Origin of the sequence: Bacillus sp. Marseille-Q3570 (assembly GCF_946151055.1) — a bacterium.
GTDB lineage: Bacteria > Bacillota > Bacilli > Bacillales > Fictibacillaceae > Pseudalkalibacillus.
On sequence record NZ_CAMGYZ010000001.1, the window covers coordinates 444,172 to 467,695 of the forward strand.

At 39.9% G+C, this 23,524-nt stretch carries 22 protein-coding genes and 7 tRNA genes; 6 read left to right on the top strand and 23 right to left on the bottom strand.

Features of this window, described 5'->3' with window-relative positions:
* Window position 1: 1 nt before the first annotated feature.
* Window positions 2–2,785: a 1,4-alpha-glucan branching protein domain-containing protein gene (locus N8M93_RS02300; protein WP_261129469.1), complete on the bottom strand. Its 2,784-nt coding sequence runs from the start codon at window positions 2,783–2,785 to the stop codon at window positions 2–4.
* An 11-nt stretch (window positions 2,786–2,796) separates the two neighbouring features.
* Window positions 2,797–3,441, bottom strand: a complete 645-nt coding sequence (locus N8M93_RS02305) for a DUF4912 domain-containing protein (protein WP_261129470.1) — start codon at window positions 3,439–3,441, stop codon at window positions 2,797–2,799.
* A 329-nt stretch (window positions 3,442–3,770) separates the two neighbouring features.
* On the opposite strand from N8M93_RS02305, the gene N8M93_RS02310 reads away from it, so the two are divergent.
* Window positions 3,771–3,974, top strand: coding sequence for a hypothetical protein (locus tag N8M93_RS02310; protein WP_261129471.1), 204 nt, complete (start codon window positions 3,771–3,773; stop codon window positions 3,972–3,974).
* Window positions 3,975–3,987: 13 nt separating this feature from the next.
* Window positions 3,988–4,473 (top strand): hypothetical protein, encoded by a 486-nt coding sequence (locus N8M93_RS02315; protein WP_261129472.1) that lies wholly within the window; start codon window positions 3,988–3,990, stop codon window positions 4,471–4,473.
* A gap of 372 nt (window positions 4,474–4,845) precedes the next feature.
* Here the strand turns inward: N8M93_RS02315 and phoU are convergent, their stop codons facing one another.
* From phoU to N8M93_RS02350, 7 genes are all read right to left on the bottom strand, one after another.
* Window positions 4,846–5,505: a phosphate signaling complex protein PhoU gene (gene phoU / locus N8M93_RS02320; protein ID WP_261129473.1), complete on the bottom strand. Its 660-nt coding sequence runs from the start codon at window positions 5,503–5,505 to the stop codon at window positions 4,846–4,848.
* 13 nt (window positions 5,506–5,518) lie between these two features.
* Window positions 5,519–6,283 (bottom strand): phosphate ABC transporter ATP-binding protein PstB, encoded by a 765-nt coding sequence (pstB, locus tag N8M93_RS02325; RefSeq protein ID WP_261129672.1) that lies wholly within the window; start codon window positions 6,281–6,283, stop codon window positions 5,519–5,521.
* A gap of 89 nt (window positions 6,284–6,372) precedes the next feature.
* Complete coding sequence (pstA, locus tag N8M93_RS02330; protein WP_261129474.1) at window positions 6,373–7,257, bottom strand: phosphate ABC transporter permease PstA; 885 nt, start codon at window positions 7,255–7,257, stop codon at window positions 6,373–6,375.
* A gap of 2 nt (window positions 7,258–7,259) precedes the next feature.
* A complete protein-coding gene (pstC, locus tag N8M93_RS02335) occupies window positions 7,260–8,192 on the bottom strand; it encodes a phosphate ABC transporter permease subunit PstC (RefSeq protein WP_261129476.1) in 933 nt (310 codons plus the stop codon).
* A 134-nt stretch (window positions 8,193–8,326) separates the two neighbouring features.
* Window positions 8,327–9,280 (bottom strand): PstS family phosphate ABC transporter substrate-binding protein, encoded by a 954-nt coding sequence (locus N8M93_RS02340; RefSeq protein WP_261129479.1) that lies wholly within the window; start codon window positions 9,278–9,280, stop codon window positions 8,327–8,329.
* Between the two features lie 300 nt (window positions 9,281–9,580).
* Complete coding sequence (locus N8M93_RS02345; protein ID WP_261129480.1) at window positions 9,581–11,614, bottom strand: penicillin-binding protein 2; 2,034 nt, start codon at window positions 11,612–11,614, stop codon at window positions 9,581–9,583.
* 107 nt (window positions 11,615–11,721) lie between these two features.
* On the bottom strand, window positions 11,722–12,984 hold the full coding sequence (locus tag N8M93_RS02350) for an MFS transporter (RefSeq protein ID WP_261129481.1): 1,263 nt from the start codon (window positions 12,982–12,984) through the stop codon (window positions 11,722–11,724).
* A 120-nt stretch (window positions 12,985–13,104) separates the two neighbouring features.
* Here N8M93_RS02350 and N8M93_RS02355 point away from each other — a divergent pair, with 120 nt between their 5' ends.
* A complete protein-coding gene (locus N8M93_RS02355) occupies window positions 13,105–13,440 on the top strand; it encodes a hypothetical protein (protein ID WP_261129482.1) in 336 nt (111 codons plus the stop codon).
* Between the two features lie 428 nt (window positions 13,441–13,868).
* Here the strand turns inward: N8M93_RS02355 and N8M93_RS02360 are convergent, their stop codons facing one another.
* The 10 genes from N8M93_RS02360 to N8M93_RS02405 all read right to left on the bottom strand — a co-directional run bounded on the left by N8M93_RS02360 (window position 13,869) and on the right by N8M93_RS02405 (window position 18,055).
* Entirely contained in the window at window positions 13,869–14,480 is a 612-nt protein-coding gene (locus tag N8M93_RS02360; protein ID WP_261129483.1) for a superoxide dismutase, read from the bottom strand.
* Between the two features lie 321 nt (window positions 14,481–14,801).
* Window positions 14,802–14,877: transfer RNA gene (locus N8M93_RS02365), tRNA-Phe, on the bottom strand.
* A 133-nt stretch (window positions 14,878–15,010) separates the two neighbouring features.
* Window positions 15,011–15,087: transfer RNA gene (locus N8M93_RS02370), tRNA-Met, on the bottom strand.
* 261 nt (window positions 15,088–15,348) lie between these two features.
* A tRNA-Ser gene (locus tag N8M93_RS02375) sits at window positions 15,349–15,441 on the bottom strand.
* 10 nt (window positions 15,442–15,451) lie between these two features.
* A tRNA-Ile gene (locus tag N8M93_RS02380) sits at window positions 15,452–15,528 on the bottom strand.
* A gap of 31 nt (window positions 15,529–15,559) precedes the next feature.
* Window positions 15,560–15,635 (bottom strand) — tRNA-His (locus tag N8M93_RS02385).
* A gap of 17 nt (window positions 15,636–15,652) precedes the next feature.
* Window positions 15,653–15,729: transfer RNA gene (locus N8M93_RS02390), tRNA-Met, on the bottom strand.
* Window position 15,730: 1 nt separating this feature from the next.
* A tRNA-Asn gene (locus N8M93_RS02395) sits at window positions 15,731–15,805 on the bottom strand.
* 134 nt (window positions 15,806–15,939) lie between these two features.
* Window positions 15,940–16,422 carry a DUF456 domain-containing protein gene (locus N8M93_RS02400; RefSeq protein ID WP_261129484.1) on the bottom strand — a complete coding sequence of 161 codons (483 nt, stop codon included), beginning with the start codon at window positions 16,420–16,422 and terminating at the stop codon, window positions 15,940–15,942.
* A 1-nt stretch (window position 16,423) separates the two neighbouring features.
* Window positions 16,424–18,055: a Na/Pi cotransporter family protein gene (locus tag N8M93_RS02405; protein ID WP_261129485.1), complete on the bottom strand. Its 1,632-nt coding sequence runs from the start codon at window positions 18,053–18,055 to the stop codon at window positions 16,424–16,426.
* Between the two features lie 213 nt (window positions 18,056–18,268).
* On the opposite strand from N8M93_RS02405, the gene N8M93_RS02410 reads away from it, so the two are divergent.
* Window positions 18,269–19,048, top strand: coding sequence for a DUF1189 domain-containing protein (locus tag N8M93_RS02410; RefSeq protein WP_261129486.1), 780 nt, complete (start codon window positions 18,269–18,271; stop codon window positions 19,046–19,048).
* Window positions 19,049–19,103: 55 nt separating this feature from the next.
* Here the strand turns inward: N8M93_RS02410 and N8M93_RS02415 are convergent, their stop codons facing one another.
* Window positions 19,104–19,970, bottom strand: a complete 867-nt coding sequence (locus tag N8M93_RS02415; protein WP_261129487.1) for a DUF1002 domain-containing protein — start codon at window positions 19,968–19,970, stop codon at window positions 19,104–19,106.
* A 270-nt stretch (window positions 19,971–20,240) separates the two neighbouring features.
* Here N8M93_RS02415 and N8M93_RS02420 point away from each other — a divergent pair, with 270 nt between their 5' ends.
* Entirely contained in the window at window positions 20,241–20,564 is a 324-nt protein-coding gene (locus tag N8M93_RS02420; RefSeq protein ID WP_261129489.1) for a LysM domain-containing protein, read from the top strand.
* A 90-nt stretch (window positions 20,565–20,654) separates the two neighbouring features.
* Window positions 20,655–21,767: a flavodoxin-dependent (E)-4-hydroxy-3-methylbut-2-enyl-diphosphate synthase gene (ispG, locus tag N8M93_RS02425; RefSeq protein WP_396125347.1), complete on the top strand. Its 1,113-nt coding sequence runs from the start codon at window positions 20,655–20,657 to the stop codon at window positions 21,765–21,767.
* 48 nt (window positions 21,768–21,815) lie between these two features.
* On the opposite strand, the gene N8M93_RS02430 is transcribed toward ispG, so the two are convergent.
* The 3 genes from N8M93_RS02430 to N8M93_RS02440 form a co-directional block, all read right to left on the bottom strand.
* The gene (locus N8M93_RS02430) at window positions 21,816–22,391 is read right to left on the bottom strand and encodes a nitroreductase (protein ID WP_261129490.1); all 576 of its coding nucleotides are present in this window, start codon (window positions 22,389–22,391) and stop codon (window positions 21,816–21,818) included.
* A 193-nt stretch (window positions 22,392–22,584) separates the two neighbouring features.
* Complete coding sequence (locus N8M93_RS02435; protein WP_261129491.1) at window positions 22,585–22,950, bottom strand: DUF4190 domain-containing protein; 366 nt, start codon at window positions 22,948–22,950, stop codon at window positions 22,585–22,587.
* 347 nt (window positions 22,951–23,297) lie between these two features.
* Window positions 23,298–23,510 (bottom strand): DUF1540 domain-containing protein, encoded by a 213-nt coding sequence (locus N8M93_RS02440; RefSeq protein WP_221565600.1) that lies wholly within the window; start codon window positions 23,508–23,510, stop codon window positions 23,298–23,300.
* Window positions 23,511–23,524: the final 14 nt, after the last annotated feature.

The following is a 23,524-nucleotide window of genomic DNA, read 5'->3' on the forward strand; positions in this document are numbered from 1 at the left end:
TTCACTTCACTCCTGCCATCATCAGTTTCTTATTGGTATTACTCAAAACATCAACAGTATTTTTTGTGATTTCCTCCCAGCTATATTTCGTTACGATATCTTTTTGAGCTTTAAGGACAATTCGATGTGCAAGATCCGTCTCGTTGTATAGACGGATGATTTGATCATAGATGCTCTGCGGATTTCCAGGATAAACCTTCAAGCCGTTTTCCCCATGTTGAATGATGTCACTCAATCCTCCGGTGTCACTGACTATAACGGGAGTCCCTGCTGCCATACCTTCAAGTGCTACAATTCCAAAAGGCTCATAGAGACTCGGAAAAATGAGGGCATCCGCTTCCTGTAAATATTGATTTCGCTGTTCATCGGAGACGAAGCCGACTAGATGGACTTGATCAGATAACCCTTCATGGACGACTCTCCGTTGGTATTCTTCAAGCATCGGTCCCTTTCCAGCGATGATAAATTTGATTTGGGGATATTCATTTTTCAATAAAGCTGCTGCTTCAATAATCGTCTGATAGCCTTTTTCCGGCACCATCCTTCCAAGCGAAAAAACGTAAAAGCATGATTCCCCTCCAAATCTATCTTTCCAATTTTCTAACTGGGATTTCGTTTCGATCAAACTATTTTCCACACCGTTCGGAATGATTGTAAGCTTATGATCAGGGACTTTAAACACAGCTCGCAATTCATGTTTCATATATGCACTGCAAACAATAATATGCTCCGACTCGTACATTAATTCCCATTCTTTATGATGAATTTCAGCTTGTTGATCATTATGGATGCCTTTATTCCTGCCATGTTCCGTTGCATGGATTGTCGTGTATAACGGAATACCCAGTTGTTGTTTCAATCCTTTCGCGGCTACACTGACAATCCAATCATGAGCATGGACGCAATCAAATGGAATTTTTTCAGCTAATTGCACCCCTAATTTAGCTATTGCCAGATTTAGACTTCCTGCCCAATGATAAAAGTCATCATGTTGAGGCTGTGCGCCATTCACACGATAGACATGCACGCCTTGATTGATTTCATATTCCGGGTATCCTTCAACCCCACAGGTGATTACACAAACCTGATGTCCTTGTTTAACAAGTGTCCTCGATAGATCAAAGACATGCCGCGCCAAGCCTCCGACCACCATCGGCGGGTATTCCCATGACAACATCAGAATGTTAAGGTCATGATCCTCCTTTTTTGAAGATGATTTCGTCAAGATGTACTCATCATGTGGAGAGGTCAATTGTTGCGCCTGCTGCCACTGATAAAAGGGGTATCGCTCTTCCATTTCTTGTAGAAAACTTTCGGATAATCGCTTTTCTCTCATTCTTTCAACGATTTCATGGAAAGCCGAAACATGTTCTTTCATTCTAGAGACAGCATATTCAGAGGCACTTTGCTGATCCATAATAAAAGCCCAATCACTAGCCGTTGCGAGAAGCCATTCGCGATTCAATTGATTCAAAGCCCGTCGTATTAGAGAGTCCGGTTCTTTATGAATCGTCATTTGTTTGATCAGTTCATGTTCCATCGCATGAAGATGTCTATAGATCCACGCATTGGATTCATTAAGCCATACCTCACCAAACCCGTTCCGTCCCCATGTTGAAAAACATGCATGATGTGTAGTCAATTCTTTATAATGGCGTAGGATGAATTCTTTCGGCGTAATCCAATGAATAGTTGTATTCTCTTCTTTCATCACCATTTCAAGCCATTCCGGACCTTCAAACCACCAATGACCGAATAACTCCGCATCAAACGCTGCTAGCGCAATTGTAGCCTTATGCCCTTTGTATCGATTTATATTTTCAGAAACATCCTGGATGAAATCTTCAGAATGAAGTTTCGCCTTAGCCATAGCATTTTTTCGGTCATAATAATCCTTACAGTCTGTTTCTCCTGTAATACGATGGTATTTCAGTCCAGTGTCAATCCGTATCCGATCGGGATGGATATAGGGGGCAATATACTCAAGATCACGATCATAAGCGACATCCCGATAAAATTCGCGATAATCATGATCACCAGGGTATCCAAGTTTTGCATCCCATACTTTTTTAGAAATACTGCTGCTCCGTGGGAATAAGACGATTCCATGTGGCGAAAAGACTGGAACATCGATGCCTTGCACTTCAGGATCGAGCTTTCTGATCGTTTCCTCCTCCACGAATGTATAACGTACCCCTTCTTCATACAGCACCTTATCAATTCCTGGGGAAAATGCACATTCCGGCAGCCAGAAGCCATCTGGTTTAAAACCAAAATGACGCTCAAAGCAATCCAATCCACTTCGGATTTGAGAACGTAGGCCTTGTTCAGTTTGAATATAAGGAAGAATCGCGTGTGTGGCAGATGTGGTGATGCATTCTACTTTATTTTCTTTCATGAAATATCCGAAGGCGGAAATAAGGTCACTATTCCATTCAAGGAATGTCTCTTTGATATTTTTGAACCGTGAGATATAAAATTCTACGATTCTGATTTCTTCAAATGTTGTAGCACGTTCTCTTTCTTTTATCAAAAGCTCTTGAGTGGTGCGTAAATGTGTTAAATACCGATCCTGGAAGGTGCTGTTTGCCAGCATCTCTAGCAAGGGGGGTGAAAAGGAAATCGTATATTCCGATCCAGGGGAACATGATTCCAATCCCCAAATAAGAGGGATATAACTTTCGGATACGGCTTCATAAAGCCATCTTTCCTCAATACGGTGCGGTTCTCTATGTAATACGAATGGTAAATGTGCATGTAATACCAATGAAAAATAACTGTTCAAGTCTATTCCCCTCACTTTAATAAACTGTAAATCGAATAAGTTGAAAATTGTTCAAACCACTCAGGTGATCGACAATCTCCTGTTTTCCACTTTTCAACAGCATCTTGTCTTTTAGAATCACTTTCAGTTCTAGGTGTTTCTATTGGTGCCGATCGCAATACCGTAAAGAAATCACTAGAATGTGGTTGGATGCCGAAATCGACGATGAACGTACGATTCGCTTCCAAATCATTGAGAAACCAGTTGTCTGTCATTTCAGGCAGAATGATATCCATGTTCGAGTGACTGTTATGGCCATTGAAAATCAAATCAGTTACATCGTACACTCTCAATTTTTTATCCAACTCTGACCATGGTTTTCTAAAATGGTGGGAGACCATATGTCGAGTAGAGGACTGAAGATCCCAATAAATGTAGAGGGCTTCTGGCCCCTGAGGCAGAAGGACAATACGATCCAATTCATATGAAAAGGGGATATCCGAGATTGGACGAACTTGATTAGCCTCAAATTCCTTTTCTTTTTTTAGTACAGAAGTGTGTTGTTGTGATTGTAATTTTCGCAAACGGTATTGGACCTTCCCAACGGTACTGTCCATTTCTTGTGCGATTTGTTTGATGGTATATCCTTTTTTCTTCAAGGCTAATATTTTTTCCACCATGTTTGCCTCCTACCACAGCTTTTTTAATAGTTTTCAACATCGTATCACCGCTTGAAATCCGCATCAATAAGCGTAAAATGTAGAATTTTGCGGTTCCTAATCGTATCAATTTCTAAGGGGGATTATTTTATTTTTGTAAACGCATGCATAACATAGTCCGCCATTTTCTTCTCTTTTTAGCCCTCGAACTAATCCCAAACTTGAAATATTCGGTTGAATTTGTCGAATTTTAATAGGAATTTAGGATTAGATTTTATAAAAGTGCTACCCCCTCGACAAAGTCTGTGATATAAAAGTAAGTGAGATCATTTTTTAGGGGGAGCAGTATGGAATTTACAATATTGGCACTATTGGTTACCGGCATCGTTTTAATCATTCTATCGTTCTTCAAGCAGAACAGGACTCAACAAATTGAAACTCAGCTTGAGAATGTTTCGATCCAACTAATGAAAGAACTGTACCAAATCAATAAGAAAGTCAAGGTACTAGAAGAAGAAATGTTGATTACAGACAAAAGAGAGATCAAATAAAGGAGTCATCAGCATGTTTAATAGTGGTTTAAGAGGTTTTGGTGCTGGACTCATAGCTGCATCCGGCATCCTGGCAGTTGTACATTTCCTTGGATCAGATAATATCGACTCTGAAGCGAAGGCAGAAAACAGTGAAGAAATTACATATGAAGAAGTGAACGAATATCTTGAAAATGAAGGTCTTGTAGCAGTCGATCAAGCCAAGTTGGATCAACTGGAAGGTAAACAGAATACGGATGATAAAAGTGCGACAGAAGAACCAAAAGAGGAAAAACCTGAAGAAGAACCTGTTATAAAAACAACAGTAGTGATTTCAAAAGGAACTTCAACTGGTCAAGTAACAGATTATTTAGAAAGTCAAAAAATCATAAAGAACAGCGATGAGCTATTAAAATATCTCCGTGCCAACAACATGGAAAATAAAGTGAGGTTCGGAAATTACGAAGTGAACAGCAAAATGACCATTGCTGAAATCGCAAAGGTCATCACTTCTCCATAACAAGAAGATAAACAGGTGATTTCATACAGGGAATCACCTGTTTTTTTGATTGGCTTGATTAAAGAATGATGGTGATCTATGAACGACCGAGCTTCATTGTATGTATTTATTAGTGGACATGAGAGACCTTATTCATCCCAAATCCCCGTTTTTAAAAATTTAGAGGACACCAGCGACATTAATGGCCCAAAAACATTGAAACAAGGTCCATTTTTACGCGAATAGCGGAACAGTTGTCCTCTATTTTTTGAGATCTACCCATTTTGTCACAGATAACGGAACAGTTGTCCTCTAATTTCAGGAGGTACTTTACAAAAAAAGAGGCCGCAACCAAAGCTCAACTTTGGAGACAGCCTCTTTATATAAGAAATTCTATTCATTCAAATCGTAATGTTTTCCTTTTACAAGGTATACGATACTTTCAGCAATATTTGTTGCATGGTCTGCAGTACGCTCGATATAACGGCAGACGAAGCTCAGCTGGATGATCTGGTTCGTTGAATCTGGATATTGCTTCATCATACCAAGAATCTCCTGGATCAACTCTCCATACTTCTCATCTACATAATCATCTTTATCTGCCATTTTCTTCGCAAGAACGATATCTTCGTCCTCATAAGCTTGAATTGCTTCAGTCAGCATAGTCTTCGCTGTTTCGGCCAATGCTGGAATGTCCTCCAAAGGTTTGATCAATTCTTCTTTTCCAATACGGATGACTGATTTTGCAATGTTTACAGCAAAATCTGCAATCCGCTCAATATCGGAAGAAATTTTAATTGATACGATGATGCGGCGCAAATCACTTGCGACAGGAGCTTGCTTCGCAATCAGAAGAATCGCCTTATCATTGATTTCTTCTTCTAAATCATTGATGCGATAGTCATTATCAATAATACGCAACGCCTTGTCGACATCTTGATTTTTCAAAGCATCGATCGCTTCCTCAAGAGCGTTCTCTGCAAGTTGCCCTAATTCGACCAACATTTCTCTTAATTCGTCCAATTGAGTTTGGAAACTTTCCCTCACAACCATTCACTACACTCCCCTATCCGAAACGACCAGTGATATAGTCTTCGGTTCTTTTATCTTCTGGATTTGAAAATAATGCATCTGTATCTGAGAATTCAACAACTTCACCGTTCAAGAAAAAGGCGGTCTTATCTGAAATCCTCGCTGCTTGCTGCATATTGTGTGTAACGATGACGATACTGTAATCCTTCTTCAACTCTTGTACCAATTCCTCTACTTTCAAAGTTGAAATCGGATCGAGTGCAGATGTAGGTTCGTCCATCAAGATGACATCCGGTTCAATCGCTAGACAACGTGCAATACAGATACGCTGCTGTTGCCCACCAGAAAGACCATACGCATTTTCATTCAGACGGTCCTTGACTTCATCCCAGATTGCAGCACCACGTAAACTTTTCTCGACAATCTGATCAAGAACTTTCTTGTTACGGATTCCATGGATACGAGGTCCATAAGCGATATTGTCATAAATGGATTTCGGAAATGGGTTCGGCTTTTGGAAAACCATCCCGACCTGGGTCCGCAATTCTTCTACCCGGTATTTTGGTTCAAAAATATTCTTTTCACGATACTTGATCGCTCCGGATATTTTGACGATAGGAACCATTTCAACCATTCGATTCAATGTTTTGATGAATGTAGACTTACCACAGCCAGAAGGTCCTATGATTGCAGTCACTTCATTTTCAGGTATTGAAAGATTGATTTCTTTTAATGCATGATCATCACCATACCAGAGATTCAGATCTTTCGTTTCAAAAACTGTCTTTTTATTCATCATTGAAGAATCAGTTAAATTATCCTTTTGGGATTTACGGGCATTTTTTTTCTGTTCAACAGTAATACTAGCCATAGTTCAATACCTCCAAATTATAATCGTCTTTGAAATTTGTTCCGAATGATGATCGCGATCGAATTCATTAAGAATAGGAGCATCAATAGTACAACAATAGCTCCTGCGGCTAAATTCGCATATTCATCGACAAGCGCAGAATCGATCGTCCAATAATATATTTGCAACGGCATAACAGTGAACTTATCGAAAACACTGTCTGGGAAAGGAATAAGTAGTGCTGGTATTCCTAACACAACAAGTGGAGCTGTCTCTCCTATGGCACGGGAAAGAGATAAGATTACCCCTGTTAAAATTCCCGGCAGTGATGCAGGTAAAACAACATTTTTCACTGTTTGCCATTTGGTGGCCCCCATACCGTATGAAGCCTCTCTTAAATATTGTGGGACAGCACGGATTGACTCCTGACTTGCAACTACGACGATCGGTAGGACTAGAAGTGACATCGTAAGGCCACCTGCTAAGACTATACTTCCTAAATCAAAGCCCTTAACAAAGACAGTGAGGCCTAAAAGACCGAATACAATCGAAGGAACTCCAGCCAAATTCGCAATATTCGTTTGTATGAGTGATTGAATACGTCCTTTTTTGGCGTATTCTTCTAAATAAATTGCGGTTCCGACGCCAAGGAACATGGTTAATGGGGCAACCACCAACATTAACCAGAATGAACCTAAAAGTGGTCCCATCACTCCGGCATTTTCAGCGAAGGTTGACAATTTGCCTGTTAAAAACTGCAAATCGATCGCTTGAATCCCTTGTGAAAACACTCGATAAATTAAAACAACCAGTACTACAAGACCGAACATTGTTGAAAGGAAGAACAACGATTTGAATAATTTATTAGTAGCAAGTCTGAAGTTCATCCGATTCTGTACTTGCTTCGTGTCAACGTATTTCATAATCAATATTCCTCCCTGAACCTACGAGAAATATACTGTGCAATCAAGTTCATGATCAACGTGAAGACAAACAACGTCATCGCAACAGCATATAAACTGTAATATAAAGTCGACCCTGCTGGTGCTTCGCCACCTGTAACTTCTACGATATAAGCTGTCATCGTCTGCATGGATTGGGTGATATCAAATGTGAAATTTTTCGAACTACCACTTGCAATCGTTACGATCATCGTCTCCCCAATCGCACGTGAAATGGCGAGGACGAAAGATGCAACGATACCGGAGATCGCAGCAGGGATGACGATTTTCCATGTAACCTCAAGTCTTGTAGCTCCAAGCGCAAGTGCCCCTTGCCTCATTTCAGATGGTACAGAACTCATGGCATCTTCTGATAATGATGCGACCATAGGAATGATCATTACTCCCATGACAAGACCCGGACTAAGGATGTTTGTAGGCTCTAATCCAGGAATAATTGATCTTAATAAAGGTGTAACAAATGTGAATGCAAAGAAACCATATACGATTGTCGGTATCCCTGCAAGAATTTCCAACAACGGTTTTAATGTTCTTCTGACTTTATCTGATGCATATTCACTCAAGAATACGGCTGTCATCAAGCCGATTGGTATAGCGACAAACATCGCAATGATTGTTGATATGAGTGTTCCAGTCAATAATGGCAAGACACCGAATTGGGCATCTGCCCCTAATGGTTTCAACTTCGTTCCAGTAAAGAAATCAAGAAACGGTACTTCTTTGAAAAAAGCGATCGTTTCAATCAATAATGTTGATACAATACCTATGGTAGTAAGAATGGATATGATTGCAATTGATAATAACATTTTCGGAATAAGCTTTTCCCAAATTCTCGTAAAACTCATTGACTGTCGATTTTCTTTAATCATTTCGTTTATATTCAATTTCTTTTCCATTTCGGACCCCTTTCACTCTGAACATCTCTATTTAACAGGGAATTTCAACTAATCACACAAAAAACAATCCAAGAAGATGAGAAGTACAAACGACCCCTCATCTCCCAGGATTCTCCTGTATAAGTGATAAAAATTTATTTTTTCAATTTCTTAAGATCATCAACTGCTTTTTTATACTCTTCATCACTTAATGGAGCAAATCCAGTTTCCTTGGCAGTTTTACCAGCATTCTCCATTGCGTAGATCGCAAAGTCTAATACTTGCGGCTTTTCTTTAGCTTGATCGACGTTCAAGTATGTGAATACTGGACGAGTGAACGGTCCATAAGGACCTTCTTCTTTGATTGTTTTAACAGAAGGTTCAACCGGTCCATCACCAAAATCGATTTTTACCGCCTTCACTTTATCACTGTTGCTTTCATAATAACCATAACCAAAGTATGCAATTGCATTTTTATCTTTTGATACCATGTCTACAAGAGTAGAGTATTCTTGTTGAAGACTTACATCATCTCTCATAGGTTTTTCTCCAAGAATTTTTTCGTAGAAGAATTCATAAGTTCCGTGGTTTTCATTTGGTCCATAAGCTTTAATTGGTTGATCTGGAAAATCCTTGCGGACATCTGACCATTTTTCTTTATTTCCGCTAGCGAGGAAAATATCAATAACTTCTTCTTGAGTCAGATCATCGATCCAATCATTTTCTTTATTCACTACGATGGTGATTCCATCCAATGCAAGCTTCAATTCTTTATAGTTGATTCCAGCTTTTTCAGCTTGAGCTACTTCTTCATCCTTGATTTTACGTGAAGCATTACTCAAGTCAGTTCCGCCGCCTTCAGCAAGGAACTTTTTAAATCCAGCACTTGAACCGGCTCTTCCTACTTCTACAGAAACGTTTTCTTGTTCATTAACCATATAATTTTCAGCTAATTTAGCCATCAATGGATATACTGTTCCAGATCCATCGACAACAACGCTTCCTTCCATTTCACTGCCGCTCCCTTCGCCTCCGTTTCCGCAAGCTGTAGCAACGACAAGCAATGCTGCAAGCATCATGAAGAATGAGCTTTTTTTGAATGCTTTCATTTTTGAAATCCCCCTGTTTTTGTTTTATGGGTAAGGTTTTTTAAGAAAAAAGTATGATTTCTCATAAAACCCTTGGGCATTTGCCCTACATTGCATATAGTATCTCCTGCCTATTAAGGATATATAAATTGAATGTTAAGATTTTGTAAAGGTGTGTCGGAATAAGTTGAAACCTTGAGATAAAAGGAAAAGATCGTTCATAATATTCCGCAAACCTCTGTTCATGTTTTATAGAACTGAGATTAAAGAATGTTGAACGATCCTTTATTAAAAATATCAATTTATTGTTTTTTTCTATTGTTATTCAGATGGGTTATCCTCTGTTTTTTCAATCAGATTTTCCTTGTGCCCTTCTTGTTTTAGTTCAAAGTAAGCATCTAATATTTGCCGGCCTATTTTGTTATTGATGCCACCCTCTTCAGCATAAGGGCTGACAACGACGAACGCTACTTCTGGATTATCATGGGGGGCATATCCGACAAGTGATAATAAGTAAGAATCACCATCGTATTGTGCTGTCCCTGTTTTCCCAGCAGCTTCATATCCTTTCGTATTTTTAAAGTAAGAACTTGCCGTCCCTTTAGGGGTATTCATGACCATATATAAACCTTGTTGAACCCTTTCAATCCAATCTTGTTTATAATCGACACGGTTCAATATTTTAGGTTGAAATTCATAAACCGTATCACCTGGTCGATCTGAGCTTGCAGTTGGTTTGTTTATCTCTTTCAATAGGTGGGGCTGCATCCTGTATCCTCCATTAGCTATTGTAGAGATATACTGGACCATTTGCATAGGTGTATAAGTATCGAATTGCCCAATACCCATATCCATCAGGTTACCAAGAGCCTGGGCTCCCCCATTGTAACCATCATCCTCGTACGGGAGATCAATTCCTGTTGGTACCCCAAGTCCGAATTGGTTGAAGTTATAGCGCATCGTATTGAATGCTTTCGTACGGTTATTGAATCCTCTTTTATTATCGTAATCGTAACCTGAAATTCTCATTGCGATGCGGAACATGTAAACGTTAGAAGATTGCTGAAGCGCTTCAAGATCATTTACATATCCCATATTCCGATACGACTTCTTGATAGGTGTACCCGGAAGTTTCAATGGCGTATCATACAATACTGTTCCCGGTTGGATGACACCTGTCTTATATCCAGTTAAAACCGTAGCTGCTTTAACTGTGGAACCCATTGGATATTGATTGTATACATTACCAAATGGAGCATCTTTAAACTTTCCATCTTCTAAAACCTTACCCACCATTGAGTAAATTTCACCCGTTTGAGGGTTGGCCATTACAACGTATGAGCTGTTCAATCGATTATTGGATGTATATTTGTTTCGAGCATCGAGAATTTCTTTTTCAACTATTTCTTCGACTCTTTTTTGAAGCTCCATATCAATCGTCAGCGTGAGATCATGTCCTCTAGACCCTGTGTCTTCAATAGGTCTGCCAATCGGATTCCCAGACTTATCTGTAACATAGTTGATTTTTGTCTTCGTGCCTTTGAGAACTGTTTCATATTGTTCCTCAAGAAAACTGGTCCCAACCAAGTCGTTACGATCGCTACCTTCCAACACATACCCATCTATCAACTCACTAGGAATTTGACCTACCTTACCAAAAATCGATTTAAGGGTTTGATCGTAGGGATAGTCTCTTTGAGCATCAGGCTTGATATCGATTGTTCCATTGAAATCATCAAGGTGCTCACTGATTACTGCGATTTCTTTTTGAGGAACATCTACCTTGACACGTTGAGGTGTAAGAGCATATCCCCTTATCATTTCTCGCCAGATTGCCGCGATTTCCTCTTCCTCATCTGTAAGATTCAACTGATCAGCTTTTAGACGATCGATAACGAGACGATATTGTTCTTTATCATTCAATTGATCCATTTCTTTCTTCGTCAATAACTTTTCATAGATCTTTAAGGAGTCTGCTTTATAAGAAAGATAGAAATCTTTTTTATCCCGTTCTGTTAATTTCTCTGTATCCTTATCGATATATTTAGATAATTTTTTTGCTATTTCATATATTTCATCTGGTTTCATATTACTTGTCCGTGTGAACGTGATCGAAAACACAGGTTTATTATCTACTACTACACGTCCGTATCGATCATACATCTTCCCACGAGGTGCATCCAGTTTTGCAGTTACATTCTCTTGCCTTTCTGCTTCGGCTTTGAACGAATCACCATGGACGATCTGTACGACCCCTAATCTTAGTATCAAGGCTGTGAACAATAAAAAAACCGCTAAAAACAATATGTTCAAGCGAAAAGGAACGTGGCTTCTCTTTTTCTTCTTCGCCTCCATATCCTCTCTCCTTTAATATGTAAAATAGACACCTGGATAAGGTGCCTTTTTATGACATTAATCGCCATTATATTGTATCGCAGTTCTATTTTAAAAAAAAGAATAACTTATACATTCGAACCGTTTTCGTTCGATAGTACGACTGTTTCCTCTGGAACAGGAGCCAATCTGACTTTCCGGACACAGAAATAGATGAGTGTATGGCCGATTCCGATGATCGGCAGTAAATATGGTATGCTTTTTTGCTCATCAAACAGTGTAATCGCAAGTATGAATAACACGATGGAAGTGATCCTTCCGTAATTTAGATAAAGCTCTCGAACAACAATATACTCGATGCGCATTTCTCTTGCGTTCCAACTTCTACCTATCACATCATATGTCAAAGATACATACGGTACAAGGAGTATGGGATACGCAATTGATATGATCACACCATACATCAACAGCTTCGCAAAGGTCAATTCGAATACGATCAAAACTAATGCGGCATACAAGATGATACCGCCTACTAACATCGCTTTTTTTCGTTGCGCTGTTTTTATATAGCGGGTAGCTACATAATAAGCTATAAATGATACGGCAGAGTTGATCAACCCATAGGTACCCAGGGCCAGTTCGCTGTTCGTGGCAATGAATACCCAGACAACGATTACAAATATAAAGGTCCCTTCCCGTAATCCCTGAAAAAAATGAGCGTATAATATCCGATTCCAGTTCGGATTTTTTTTACGTTCTTTGATGATCCTTACGAAGGAGAAAATTCCTTTTGCTGTTCGACGGTTCAGCATGAAACTCATTATGACTGCAGCAAAAAACAAAATCAACGAGATCGCGAAGATTGTTTTATAACCAATCAATTTATCCATCTTTGTAATGATCCAACCGGCTAAAAATGGTCCTACCATTCCCGCAAAGGATGTAAGGAGCCCTAAAAATCCATTAAAAAAATCTCTTGTATCAGGCTCTGTGATTTCGAAAGTCAGAACATTGAACGCAAGCCAATAAAACCCCATCCCAATCCCGAGCAAACCGCCAAGAAGAACGAGCAATTGTTCTGCCTGTGCACCCAATAACAAGACGGTTAAGTAAAATATCGACAAACTGATAACTCCTAATCGTAACACAATGACACGATCGATCCGCTTAGCTAACCGTCCAGCGAATATGAATGTGATGGGTTGGAATATGACAATGGATAAATTGTAGATCGCAATATCGATGAATTCACCTGATTGTTTCCATAAGAAAACATTGACGAATGTATTGGATAAAGCGATGCTCAGTGCATATAATCCTCCGATGATCAAGAGGATCATCAGGTCTTTTGTTACTTCAATGTTTCCGATCATTTTTTGCAATGCCTTCATAAGAAACGACTCCCCTTTACTCACAACCCTAGTTTTCCTTAAACCCATCACGTTATTCTCAATAAAGTATTTGGGTTAATTCGGAAAAGCTCCGTGTAATCGTCTGGATCACTGGAAAAAATGAGTGAAAAGGAGTGGAGAAAAATATACGAATATTTGATTTTCGGTTCAAATGGATATGATCATTTAGAAGATCTACAGCAAATGATAACGGAAATAGTTAGAGACTATAGTGGAAAGATAAACTGTGATTTATCTGAACAACAATCAGTGCGGGAAGTTGTGTACCAGGTCGGAAATGAAACAATTGTGGTTTTCAATACCGGTAGTCAATTTGTAGTTACAACAAATGAGGATTATGAAGATGGGAATGGATTGTTGGATTCCGTTATTGAAGGGTTTTTGAAGAAGAATCATCAGATCAAACTCGTTCATTTGTCCAATGTTTTACGTTGAGAAGAGATTAGTGAAATAATGAAAATCTGGCAAAGCCAAGCCTTTGGCGGAGGGTGAGCTATAGTTGCGCTTATAATGAAGATGCTGGGACAAATGAACTTTGTTCAATAGAAAACCCGAACAATTTGTCCGGGTTTTCTTCAGTGGTAATAAATGAAGGTTCCGCTTCGTCAACATCCTTCGCTTTCCGCGGGCACGACCTCAGCCTCCTCAGAAAGCACAAATCGCTTTCTTGCGGGGTCTTCGACTCGTGCTGTTCCCGCAGGAGTCTACGGATGTTGTCTACGCTTTTCGTCTTTCATTTTCTCCAATCTATTTTATTTTTCGTCTTTTCTGTTGGCAGTTATAGTTTGTCCCAGCCTGTTTAAATGAAATGTAAACACCCCGTCTGGTTAATTGCCCAGAACGGGGTGCTTTTTAATGAAAATTTACTTAGCTTCTTGGTAACGTTTTTCAACTTCGTCCCAGTTAACAACATTCCAGAAGGCTGAAATGTAGTCTGGACGACGGTTTTGATAGTTAAGGTAGTAAGCATGCTCCCAAACATCAAGACCCAGTACAGGAGTTTTTCCATCCATTAAAGGAGTGTCCTGATTTGGAGTACTTGTTACTTCAAGCTCACCGTTATTTACTACTAGCCATGCCCAGCCTGATCCAAAACGGCCAGCTGCAGCAGCTGCAAATTCTTCTTGGAACTTTTCGAAGCTTCCGAATTTAGAATTGATCGCATCCGCTACTTCGCCTTTAGGAGCTCCCCCACCGTTCGGGCTTAACATTTGCCAGAACATTGTGTGGTTGGCGTGTCCTCCACCATTGTTACGTACAGCTGTACGGATGTTTTCTGGTACAGCGTCCAAGTTGCTGACAAGAGCATTGATGCCTTTGTCTTGAAGATCTGCATGTTCTTCAAGTGCAGCATTCAGCTTAGTAACGTAAGTGTTGTGGTGTTTACCGTGGTGGATTTTCATTGTTTCTTCGTCGATGTGTGGTTCTAAAGCATTGAACTCATATGGTAGTGCAGGTAGTTCGTGTTTTGCCAATTGAATCTCCTCCTTTAAGTAATATGTAGTCCCAAGCACGTTTACTGTGCCTTTATACTTACAATATCAAAATTACCCAGTGGATTCAATTTTAAAACACTGTATAGGATGGGATAGGCTATTTCAACGTCAAAAACCATTCTAGGCGAGACTTTTTGAGGTAGTAATTTTCAAAAACTACAAAAATCAGAGGAAAATTTCAAAAATTTGAAATTAACGACAAAAATGAAGGGAAGAACTACAAAAACAAATAAATAACTACAGAAATACAAAAATAACTACAAAAATAAAAAAACTCCTTAATCACAAGAAGTTTAAAGATGGTGGCTCGAGACGGAATCGAACCGCCGACACGAGGATTTTCAGTCCTCTGCTCTACCGACTGAGCTATCGAGCCATATGTAGTTATGTTGTCCATCGGTTTCGTTACTTTTTCGACGTTGTGCAATGAACTTAATTTGTTTGCACCCTCCAGGCACTCCATATGTTCAGAAAGTATGATTAATCGACGTTGTGCAATGAACTTAATTTGGTTGCGGGGATAGGATTTGAACCTACGACCTTCGGGTTATGAGCCCGACGAGCTACCAGACTGCTCCACCCCGCGACGATAAAAAGTATATGGACGGATGTTTGTCCAAAATGATGCTGAAGTTTAAAAAACGTTGTTCCTACATGTCCCTTCCTCTACTAGCTTACACTGACGATCCTAGCTGCGTCGGGACAACTCAAAGCGTTCCTCAACCCGATCTCAGTTAGACTTTACAAGCTGTTACTCGATCGGTTCGCTGAAGCGTATGCTACGCAGCTTATTCCTACGTGCTCCACCCCGCGACGATAAAAGATATTCTATGTTATAAAATAAAAATGGAGGAGGTAGAGGGATTCGAACCCCCGCGGGCTGTTACACCCCTGGCGGTTTTCAAGACCGCTCCCTTCAGCCAGACTTGGGTATACCTCCGTTGGTTAAGTGGTGGACCCTGTAGGACTCGAACCTACGACCAATCGGTTATGAGCCGACTGCTCTGACCAACTGAGCTAAGGGTCCAAAGGATTATGTACTTGTAAAGATGGGTTGATGGGGCGGCTGATGGGAATTGAACCCACGAATGCCGGAACCACAATCCGGTGCGTTAACCACTTCGCCACAACCGCCATGCGAATTTATTAAATGGTAGCGGCGGAGGGGATCGAACCCCCGACCTCACGGGTATGAACCGTACGCTCTAGCCAGCTGAGCTACACCGCCATGGCTCCACAGGCAGGACTCGAACCTGCGACCGATCGGTTAACAGCCGATAGCTCTACCACTGAGCTACTGTGGAATAATAATTTAACGACAAGATTTAGAATAACATTTTTCACCCTGTTTGTCAATGTTTTTTTGACGTTCTTCAAGTAAAGCAAAACAGGGACAAGAAATAATATATCATGTTCTGTCCCTGTATGCAATACGAATTTATAAGACACGGAAAAAGAAATAGATGACCATACCGAGTTGGATGATAAACTTTACTGTTGTCCCCCCGATAAATCCTAATAGAGAGCCAATACCCACACGAATCGCTTGTTTAAGATCACCTTTTTGGTGAATCAACTCTCCTACGATCGCACCGACAAAGGGACCGATCAAGATCCCTATTATGGGAATGATGAATGGACCGACGATAATACCGATCGTACTTCCCCAAATCGCATGCTTACTTCCGCCCCTCTTCTTTACACCAAAATAGTTACTTGCATAATCAGTGGCATATAAAAGAAGAACCAGTATTCCCTGAATGATCCAGAACCATAACCCTAATGGATCAAAACTGAACATCCATCCATAGACAAGAAAACCAGTAATAAGAAAAAGAGAGGCTGGTAAAACCGGATATATAAGTCCTATGAATGAAAGGACAAATAAAGCTCCGATTACCAGCCAGGCAATGGTCGCCATGCTATTGATCTTCTCCTAAAACATACTCAGCGATATTCACTGCATGGTCTCCGATACGTTCAAGGTTACTGATGATATCAACGAAGACGATACCAGCAGCGCCACTGCATTTACCTTCATTCAAGCGTAAAATATGCTGCTTACGCAATGTTCTTTCCATTTTATCGATTGCATCTTCCATTTTAACGACTTTACGTGCTTTTTCCTTGTCGTTTTCTTCAATCGCATGGAAAGCTTCATCGATCGTTGACATCGTCAATTGGAACATTTCCTCTAAATCAGCTTTTGCTTTTTCAGAGATGACGACTTTATGGGTCAATTGATATTCAACTAATTCAATGATGTTTTCCATATGGTCTCCGATCCGCTCAATATCACGTACAGAGTCCATTAGAATTGAATGTTGTTCAGAATCATGAGCAGATAACGTATACGATGATAGTTTAACTAAGTACTCTGTAATACGTTGATCTAAATTATTGATTGCTTCTTCATATTGATATGCTTTTTCAGCGTTCTTTTTATGATTTGAGTTTAGATATTCAAACGATTCAGTCAATCCGTTCTTAGCATACTCCGCCATTCGCATGACTTCCATCTTCGCTTGTCCTAAAGCGACGGCAGGAGAACGCTCTAAGAAGATCGGATCGAGATGTTTCGCTTTATATTCGATCACACCGTCATCTCCAGGGACGAGCTTGGTAACGATGTAAGCTAGCACTCCTATGAACCAGACTTGAATCAATGTGTTGATAATATTGAATGATCCATGGGCAAAAGCGATTTGCATTTTCGGTTCAAGGTCTAACCAGCTTGTCAAAAATTCAACATAAGCTGTAAATGGAACAATCAATAGAAGGAAGACAGTTGTTCCCAATAAGTTGAAAATAACATGGGTCAAAGCTGCCCTTCTCGCTGCCACACTTGCGCCAATGGCTGCAAGAACAGCTGTAATCGTTGTCCCGATATTATCCCCAAATAGAACAGGTAAAGCTGCATCCAACTCTAATGACCCTTGTGAATACAATTCTTGAAGGATACCGATTGTTGCACTGGAGCTTTGAACGATTACCGTAAATAAAGTACCAATCACTACTCCCAGCAATCCATTTTCACTCATGTCTACAGTCAAGTCCTGGAATGATTGAAGACCTCGTAAAGGCTTCATTCCATCCCCCATCAGTTCAAGTCCGTAGAATAAAGCACCAAACCCAAAGATGATTTGTCCATAATTCCTTAACTTTTTAGAACTGAAGAAGAATATGATCAAGGTACCAGCAGCGATGATCGGTAAGGCATATGCTCCGATATCAATACCGATGATGAAAGCAGTCACCGTTGTACCGATATTTGCACCCATAATGACGCCGATTGCCTGGCGGAGGGTCATGAAACCGGCATTGACTAGTCCAACCGTCAATACTGTCGTACCGGAACTTGATTGAATCAATATCGTAACGATGATACCAGCAAGTACTCCCATGAAAGGATTTGATGTGAAGCGATCAAGGATATCCCTTAAACGATCACCTGCAGAGTTTTGAAGTCCTTCTCCCATGTACTTGATTCCGAATAAGAAGATACCAAGTCCACCAAGAAATTCAAATATCAATTTCTGAATATCTAAATCCAAGTTTTTTCAACTCCTACGCATATATTCGACATAAATTGCCCCATTCATTATTAACTAACTTCGTTTTGTTTGTAAAGTCTTTTAAGGGTATTTAATTTTTTTGTAAAACAATACATTATAACAATGGCATTTTTTCCCTTAACGGCATTTTTTATCTTGTCCGTACTGTTCAGTAAAGATACAATGATTTTAGAGAATAAAAGGGGGAACACGATGAATATATTCAAACAGTTTGTAATGAGCCTGTACTCACCTAAAACGGTGGCCATGTTCCGTTTTCAAAAAATCGGCAAGACGATCGGTTATGTTTTTGTCATGATGTTGATCAGTTTCATATTCGTAGGCACGAATATTGCATTATCAATCACGAATGTTGTCAATGAATTCGAAAGCGCTCTTGAAGAGGATATCCCTTCCTTTCAATTCCAGGATGGACAGTTGACATCGGATATTTCTGAACCGATTATCCGTCAGGATGGAAAACAAACTTTCATTTTTGATACGACTGGAGAGACCACAAGAGATGACCTTGATCAATATTCTGATGTCGTAGCAATTTTGGACGATCGCCTTATAGTTGTTTCTGCTGGCCAGGCAGACTCATTCGACTATGCGATGATGCAGGATGTCAGTTTTCAAAAAAGCGATATCGTCAATTTCTTAGATTCAGCTAATACTTTATTACCCTTGATCATTAGTGTGATAATCCTTGTTTCGTATATTTTCATGACTGCACTAAAGTTTATTGGAATTACAGTCCTTGCACTGATCGGGCTGATTCTCAAAAATACGATGAAAAGAAAGCTTTCTTACGGACAATTATGGATTCTCTCTGCTTATACAGTGACTCTTCCAACAATCTTTTTTGCGATTACAGAAGCTTTAAACATCGTCATCCCAGGACAATTCCTACTTTATTGGGTTGTCGCGATCTTTTTCCTCTCACAAGTCATTAAATTTGTGCCATTACCTAAGACAACAGAAACTGAATGATAATGCTTACACACCAAAAGAGGATGACAACATGTCACCCTCTTTTTTTCACATATTATTTGAAAAGGTTTTTCAACGATTCGATCAATTGGATCAGGAAATCATGAATTGTTCTGATGAATCCCTGCGTTTCTTCTTTATTAAGAAATTCACTCAGGTTGTTCCGCACATTTTCAAGATTATTTTTCACTTGGTCCCAATCAATGTTCAAATCTTTCATCTTGTTGAACAAGGATACAAGCCCGTTCAGTTCTTCATCCGTTAAGGTGATGCCCACATCCTCTGCAACACGTTGAATCAATGCTCGGAGGTCTTCTTCTGTCTCAACTGGGTTTTCGGCTAACTCCTGCTTGATTTTCGTCATCAGTTCAGTCGCTTTTTCCGCACCGACACGATCACCAAGCTTGACCGTTTTCACCATTTCTTCATTCGCTACCTGTTTCTTCTCTTCTGGGATTTCAACTTCAGCTTTAACTTCATAAGCCTTTAAAATACCTGTTAGTGCAGCTGTTCCAGAGACTTCGAATGGGGCTGTCACATAGATATCCGCATCAGTAACACCCGCAGTTGTAAGTGCGTTTGCGTACATCTCTTCGGTTACCCAATTGATGTTGTTCGTTTCTACATTCAGTCCGGAATCCTTTTCACCAACTGTAATTTTAGTAGAGGATATCGCTTTAGATCCGATTTGTGCTTTAGATATATATTCACCTAAGTATTGATGTTCTTCTTCATTTGTCACGGTGACAGTTTCAACATCTGCTGGTACATCCATTTCTTCCATCAGATCTTGTTTCTGACTATCCGTTAAGTCTTCCCCCAATGTGACGATGATATCACCAGGTGCTGCATCTGCTAAAGCAACTCCCGGAATCATACATGCAACTAAAATCATGATTGCAATCCATTTGTTAAATCTCATGTTTTCTCTCCTTTTTATGAAAGAATTCTCTATACCATACGTTTAAAATCTGTTTTTTTGTAGGTACTGGCTATATTTTACAACGCATGACAGGACTTGGCTATCTTTATTTCCAGGCTTTTTTAAGATAACTCTACTGATAATAGACGCTTTTATAGAAGTTTGGTTTCATTTTATAAGTGAAAATAACATGAATACTGCAGTTGGACAGGCATATACATTTACTAGAACGATTGCTAGATTCGATATCTGACGCAGGAGGAATCGATCATGAAAAAATTCATAATCACAAGTCTGATCATTCTATTCTTCTATAGTGCATATTTCGATTTGAAAGTCGGGACATTACCGACATCCGCCAAAGATGATGCCGAAGTACAAGTAGCAAATTCGGTTCCGGCCGATGAGTTAGTATACAAAGAAATCCAGGTCCAGCCTGGGGAGACTGTATTGACGATCCTGGAGCGAATTCATAATGGCAGTATCCCCGTGTCGATTGAAAAAGCAGTATCTGAATTCGAACGTTTGAATCCTGATACATCGGCACATTCAATCCAAGCAAATCAAACGTATCGCTTCCCTTTCTTCGACTAGGACACATTTCCTTGCCAAAACCTTCAAACCATTGCTAAAATGAAAGACGGTACCATATGTAATCTACGTCCTTAAAGGAGCGATATATACATGAGTGAAATTACTCACCGTACGAATACAAGACCTGTAAGAGTCGGAAACCTGACTATCGGCGGAAATAATGAAGTCGTTGTCCAGAGTATGACGACAACAAAAACACATGATATAGAAGCAACAGTCAAAGAAATTCACCGTTTAGAAGAAGCAGGCTGCCAGATCGTTCGTGTTGCTTGTCCTGATATGAAAGCAGCGGAAGCAATTGCTGACATCAAAAAACAAATAAACATTCCTTTGGTAGTTGATATCCACTTCGATTATAAGCTCGCACTAAAAGCGATCGAAGGTGGAGCAGATAAAATCCGGATCAATCCGGGTAATATCGGACGAAAAGAAAAGGTGGAAGCTGTCGTGAAGGCAGCGAAAGAAAAAGGAATTCCAATCCGTATTGGTGTCAACGCTGGATCATTAGAACGTAAAATCCTAGAAAAATACGGCTATCCCACTGCAGACGGAATGGTTGAAAGTGCCTTAAGCCATATTAAAATCCTTGAGGATTTGGATTTCCACGACATCATTGTTTCGATGAAAGCATCTGATGTCAATCTAGCTGTCGAGGCGTATGAAAAAGCTTCAAAAGCATTTGATTATCCGTTGCATTTAGGAATCACCGAATCGGGTACTTTGTTTGCGGGAACAGTGAAAAGTGCTGCAGGACTTGGCATTATACTGCACAAAGGAATCGGAAATACAGTGCGTATCTCCTTAAGTGCAGATCCGGTTGAAGAAGTGAAGGTCGCTCGCGAATTGTTGAAAACTTTCGGTTTAGCATCAAATGCAGCAACCTTGATTTCTTGCCCTACTTGCGGCCGTATTGAAATTGATCTGATTTCGATTGCAAATGAAGTCGAAGAGTATATTTCGAAAATCAAAGCACCACTTAAAGTCGCTGTTCTGGGATGTGCAGTCAACGGTCCAGGTGAAGCACGGGAAGCGGATATCGGCATTGCCGGGGCACGCGGTGAAGGTCTTCTTTTCCGCCACGGAGAAATCATCCGGAAAATTCCAGAAGATACGATGGTTGATGAATTGAAAAAAGAAGTCGATAAGTTAGCAAAGGAATATCACGAGAAAAAAGCAAAAGAAGAAGCAGAACAACAAGTATAAACAAGACATGAAAAGAGCCGTCTCAAACGGCTCTTTTTTTAGTACTAGTTATTTTCCATCCCACCATTGCGTTTTCTCTGAAATTGATTTTCGCCGAGAAGATTTCGGTTTCGCAGCTGGATATCCAATATATAAAAACCCCATAATCTGCCCTTTTTCCGAGACCCTGAATGCTTCTTTCATTTTCTGGGTGTAAGTTGGCTGCCCCGTCCGCCAAATTGATCCAAGCCCCAATGAATGAGCAGCAAGCATCATATTCTGTGCAGCACACGCACAAGCAGCTATTTCCTCAACCCATACAACCTTTTCTTGGTCGCTGGGTTCCATTACCATGACAATGATTACAGGTGCTCTCCTTGCTTTCTTCATCCCTTTTTCTTTGGCTATTTCAATTTCCTTTTCTGTTGGATCGGTCAACTCCTCAACTGCGATTTCTCCATATATCCTTCCTAGAATATCCCTACCTTGACCACTCAGAACGATAAAATTCCATGGCTCCGTCCGATAATGATTAGGTGCCCATGTCCCTGCTTCAAGAATTGTCTTGATCAATTCTTTATCAGGAACCTGATCCGTAACCTTTCCTATCGTCCGTCTTGTTCTGATCGCTTCGATTATATCCATAAGGATCACCTCAAATTGATTATCATTATCATATGTATTTATTTTATAAGAAGAAGATACATGAATCCAAATGATTTCTTTTATTAACAAAATGATTCTTATCAACAATAAAATTTGGCTGTTTTCGCAAACGTTGTTGCTCTTGCACTAAAATGTAAAAACGAAGGCAGGGTGAACTGCCTTCGTTTCGACACTAAAAGAATGGAGCAAATATCAGACTGATCACTATTGAAGCGATACCAAGTCCGATTGCCCAGTTCCCAAGCGTACGTGCTCCTCGTCTTCTTGCAAAAAATCCTACAATGATGCCTGCGGCACCTAATAAAACAGGAAGGAAGAATAAGGAGAGAATCGATAAAGCAATGGCGAATATCCCCATGCCACGCCCCTCAGTATTTTCTCCATTTTCAACTTCGTTGTACAAATCTTGATCTTCGCGTCCTTTATCCATTACGCGTTCTTGCTCAGGTAGAGGGAGAACCTCTGCTGCTGTTTCTTCCATGAAATCCTCTTCATACTCTCGGTGATTTTCGTTTTCACGATCGTATCGATTTTCCATCAGGATCCCTCTCTTTCTTCAAAAGTGGAGGAGCCTTCTTATTATTGGTCATACTTGAGGCTTTCATGATGTCAATGATTGTTAACCTTAATAACATCAACGGTTGGGAATTTTTGTACAGCATATTCAGTTTTGGGAAGATTTGATAAAATACGAAAAGTTTTTTGAAGAAAGGTTTTGGTTATGTACATTTCCCGGCATATATTGAACATTTCCCATTATAAATGTTCATATTTTCACTTTTATTAACATTTGATGGTTTTCGACACATTCCAGTGGTTTGAATCGTACTCTGGTCCGCAAAATTAGAAATCCATCCAAAACAGTTGGATGGATTTCAAAAAAGATTAATGCTTAGGACGGAACGTATGGCAGCAAGTTTCTGCAACATGTTCCGCTTTGTCTTTGTGTAAAGCGTCATCGACGAAATTTCCTGATGCGGACATATCGTAATTTTCATTCGCATGTTGGTCCACTTCAACCAAAATAGCATCCGCATGGCAGTTGTTTCCTTCAGCCCAATATACACAGTTTGCTACGTTACATTTTACTTCTGGCATTCTAATCTCCTCCT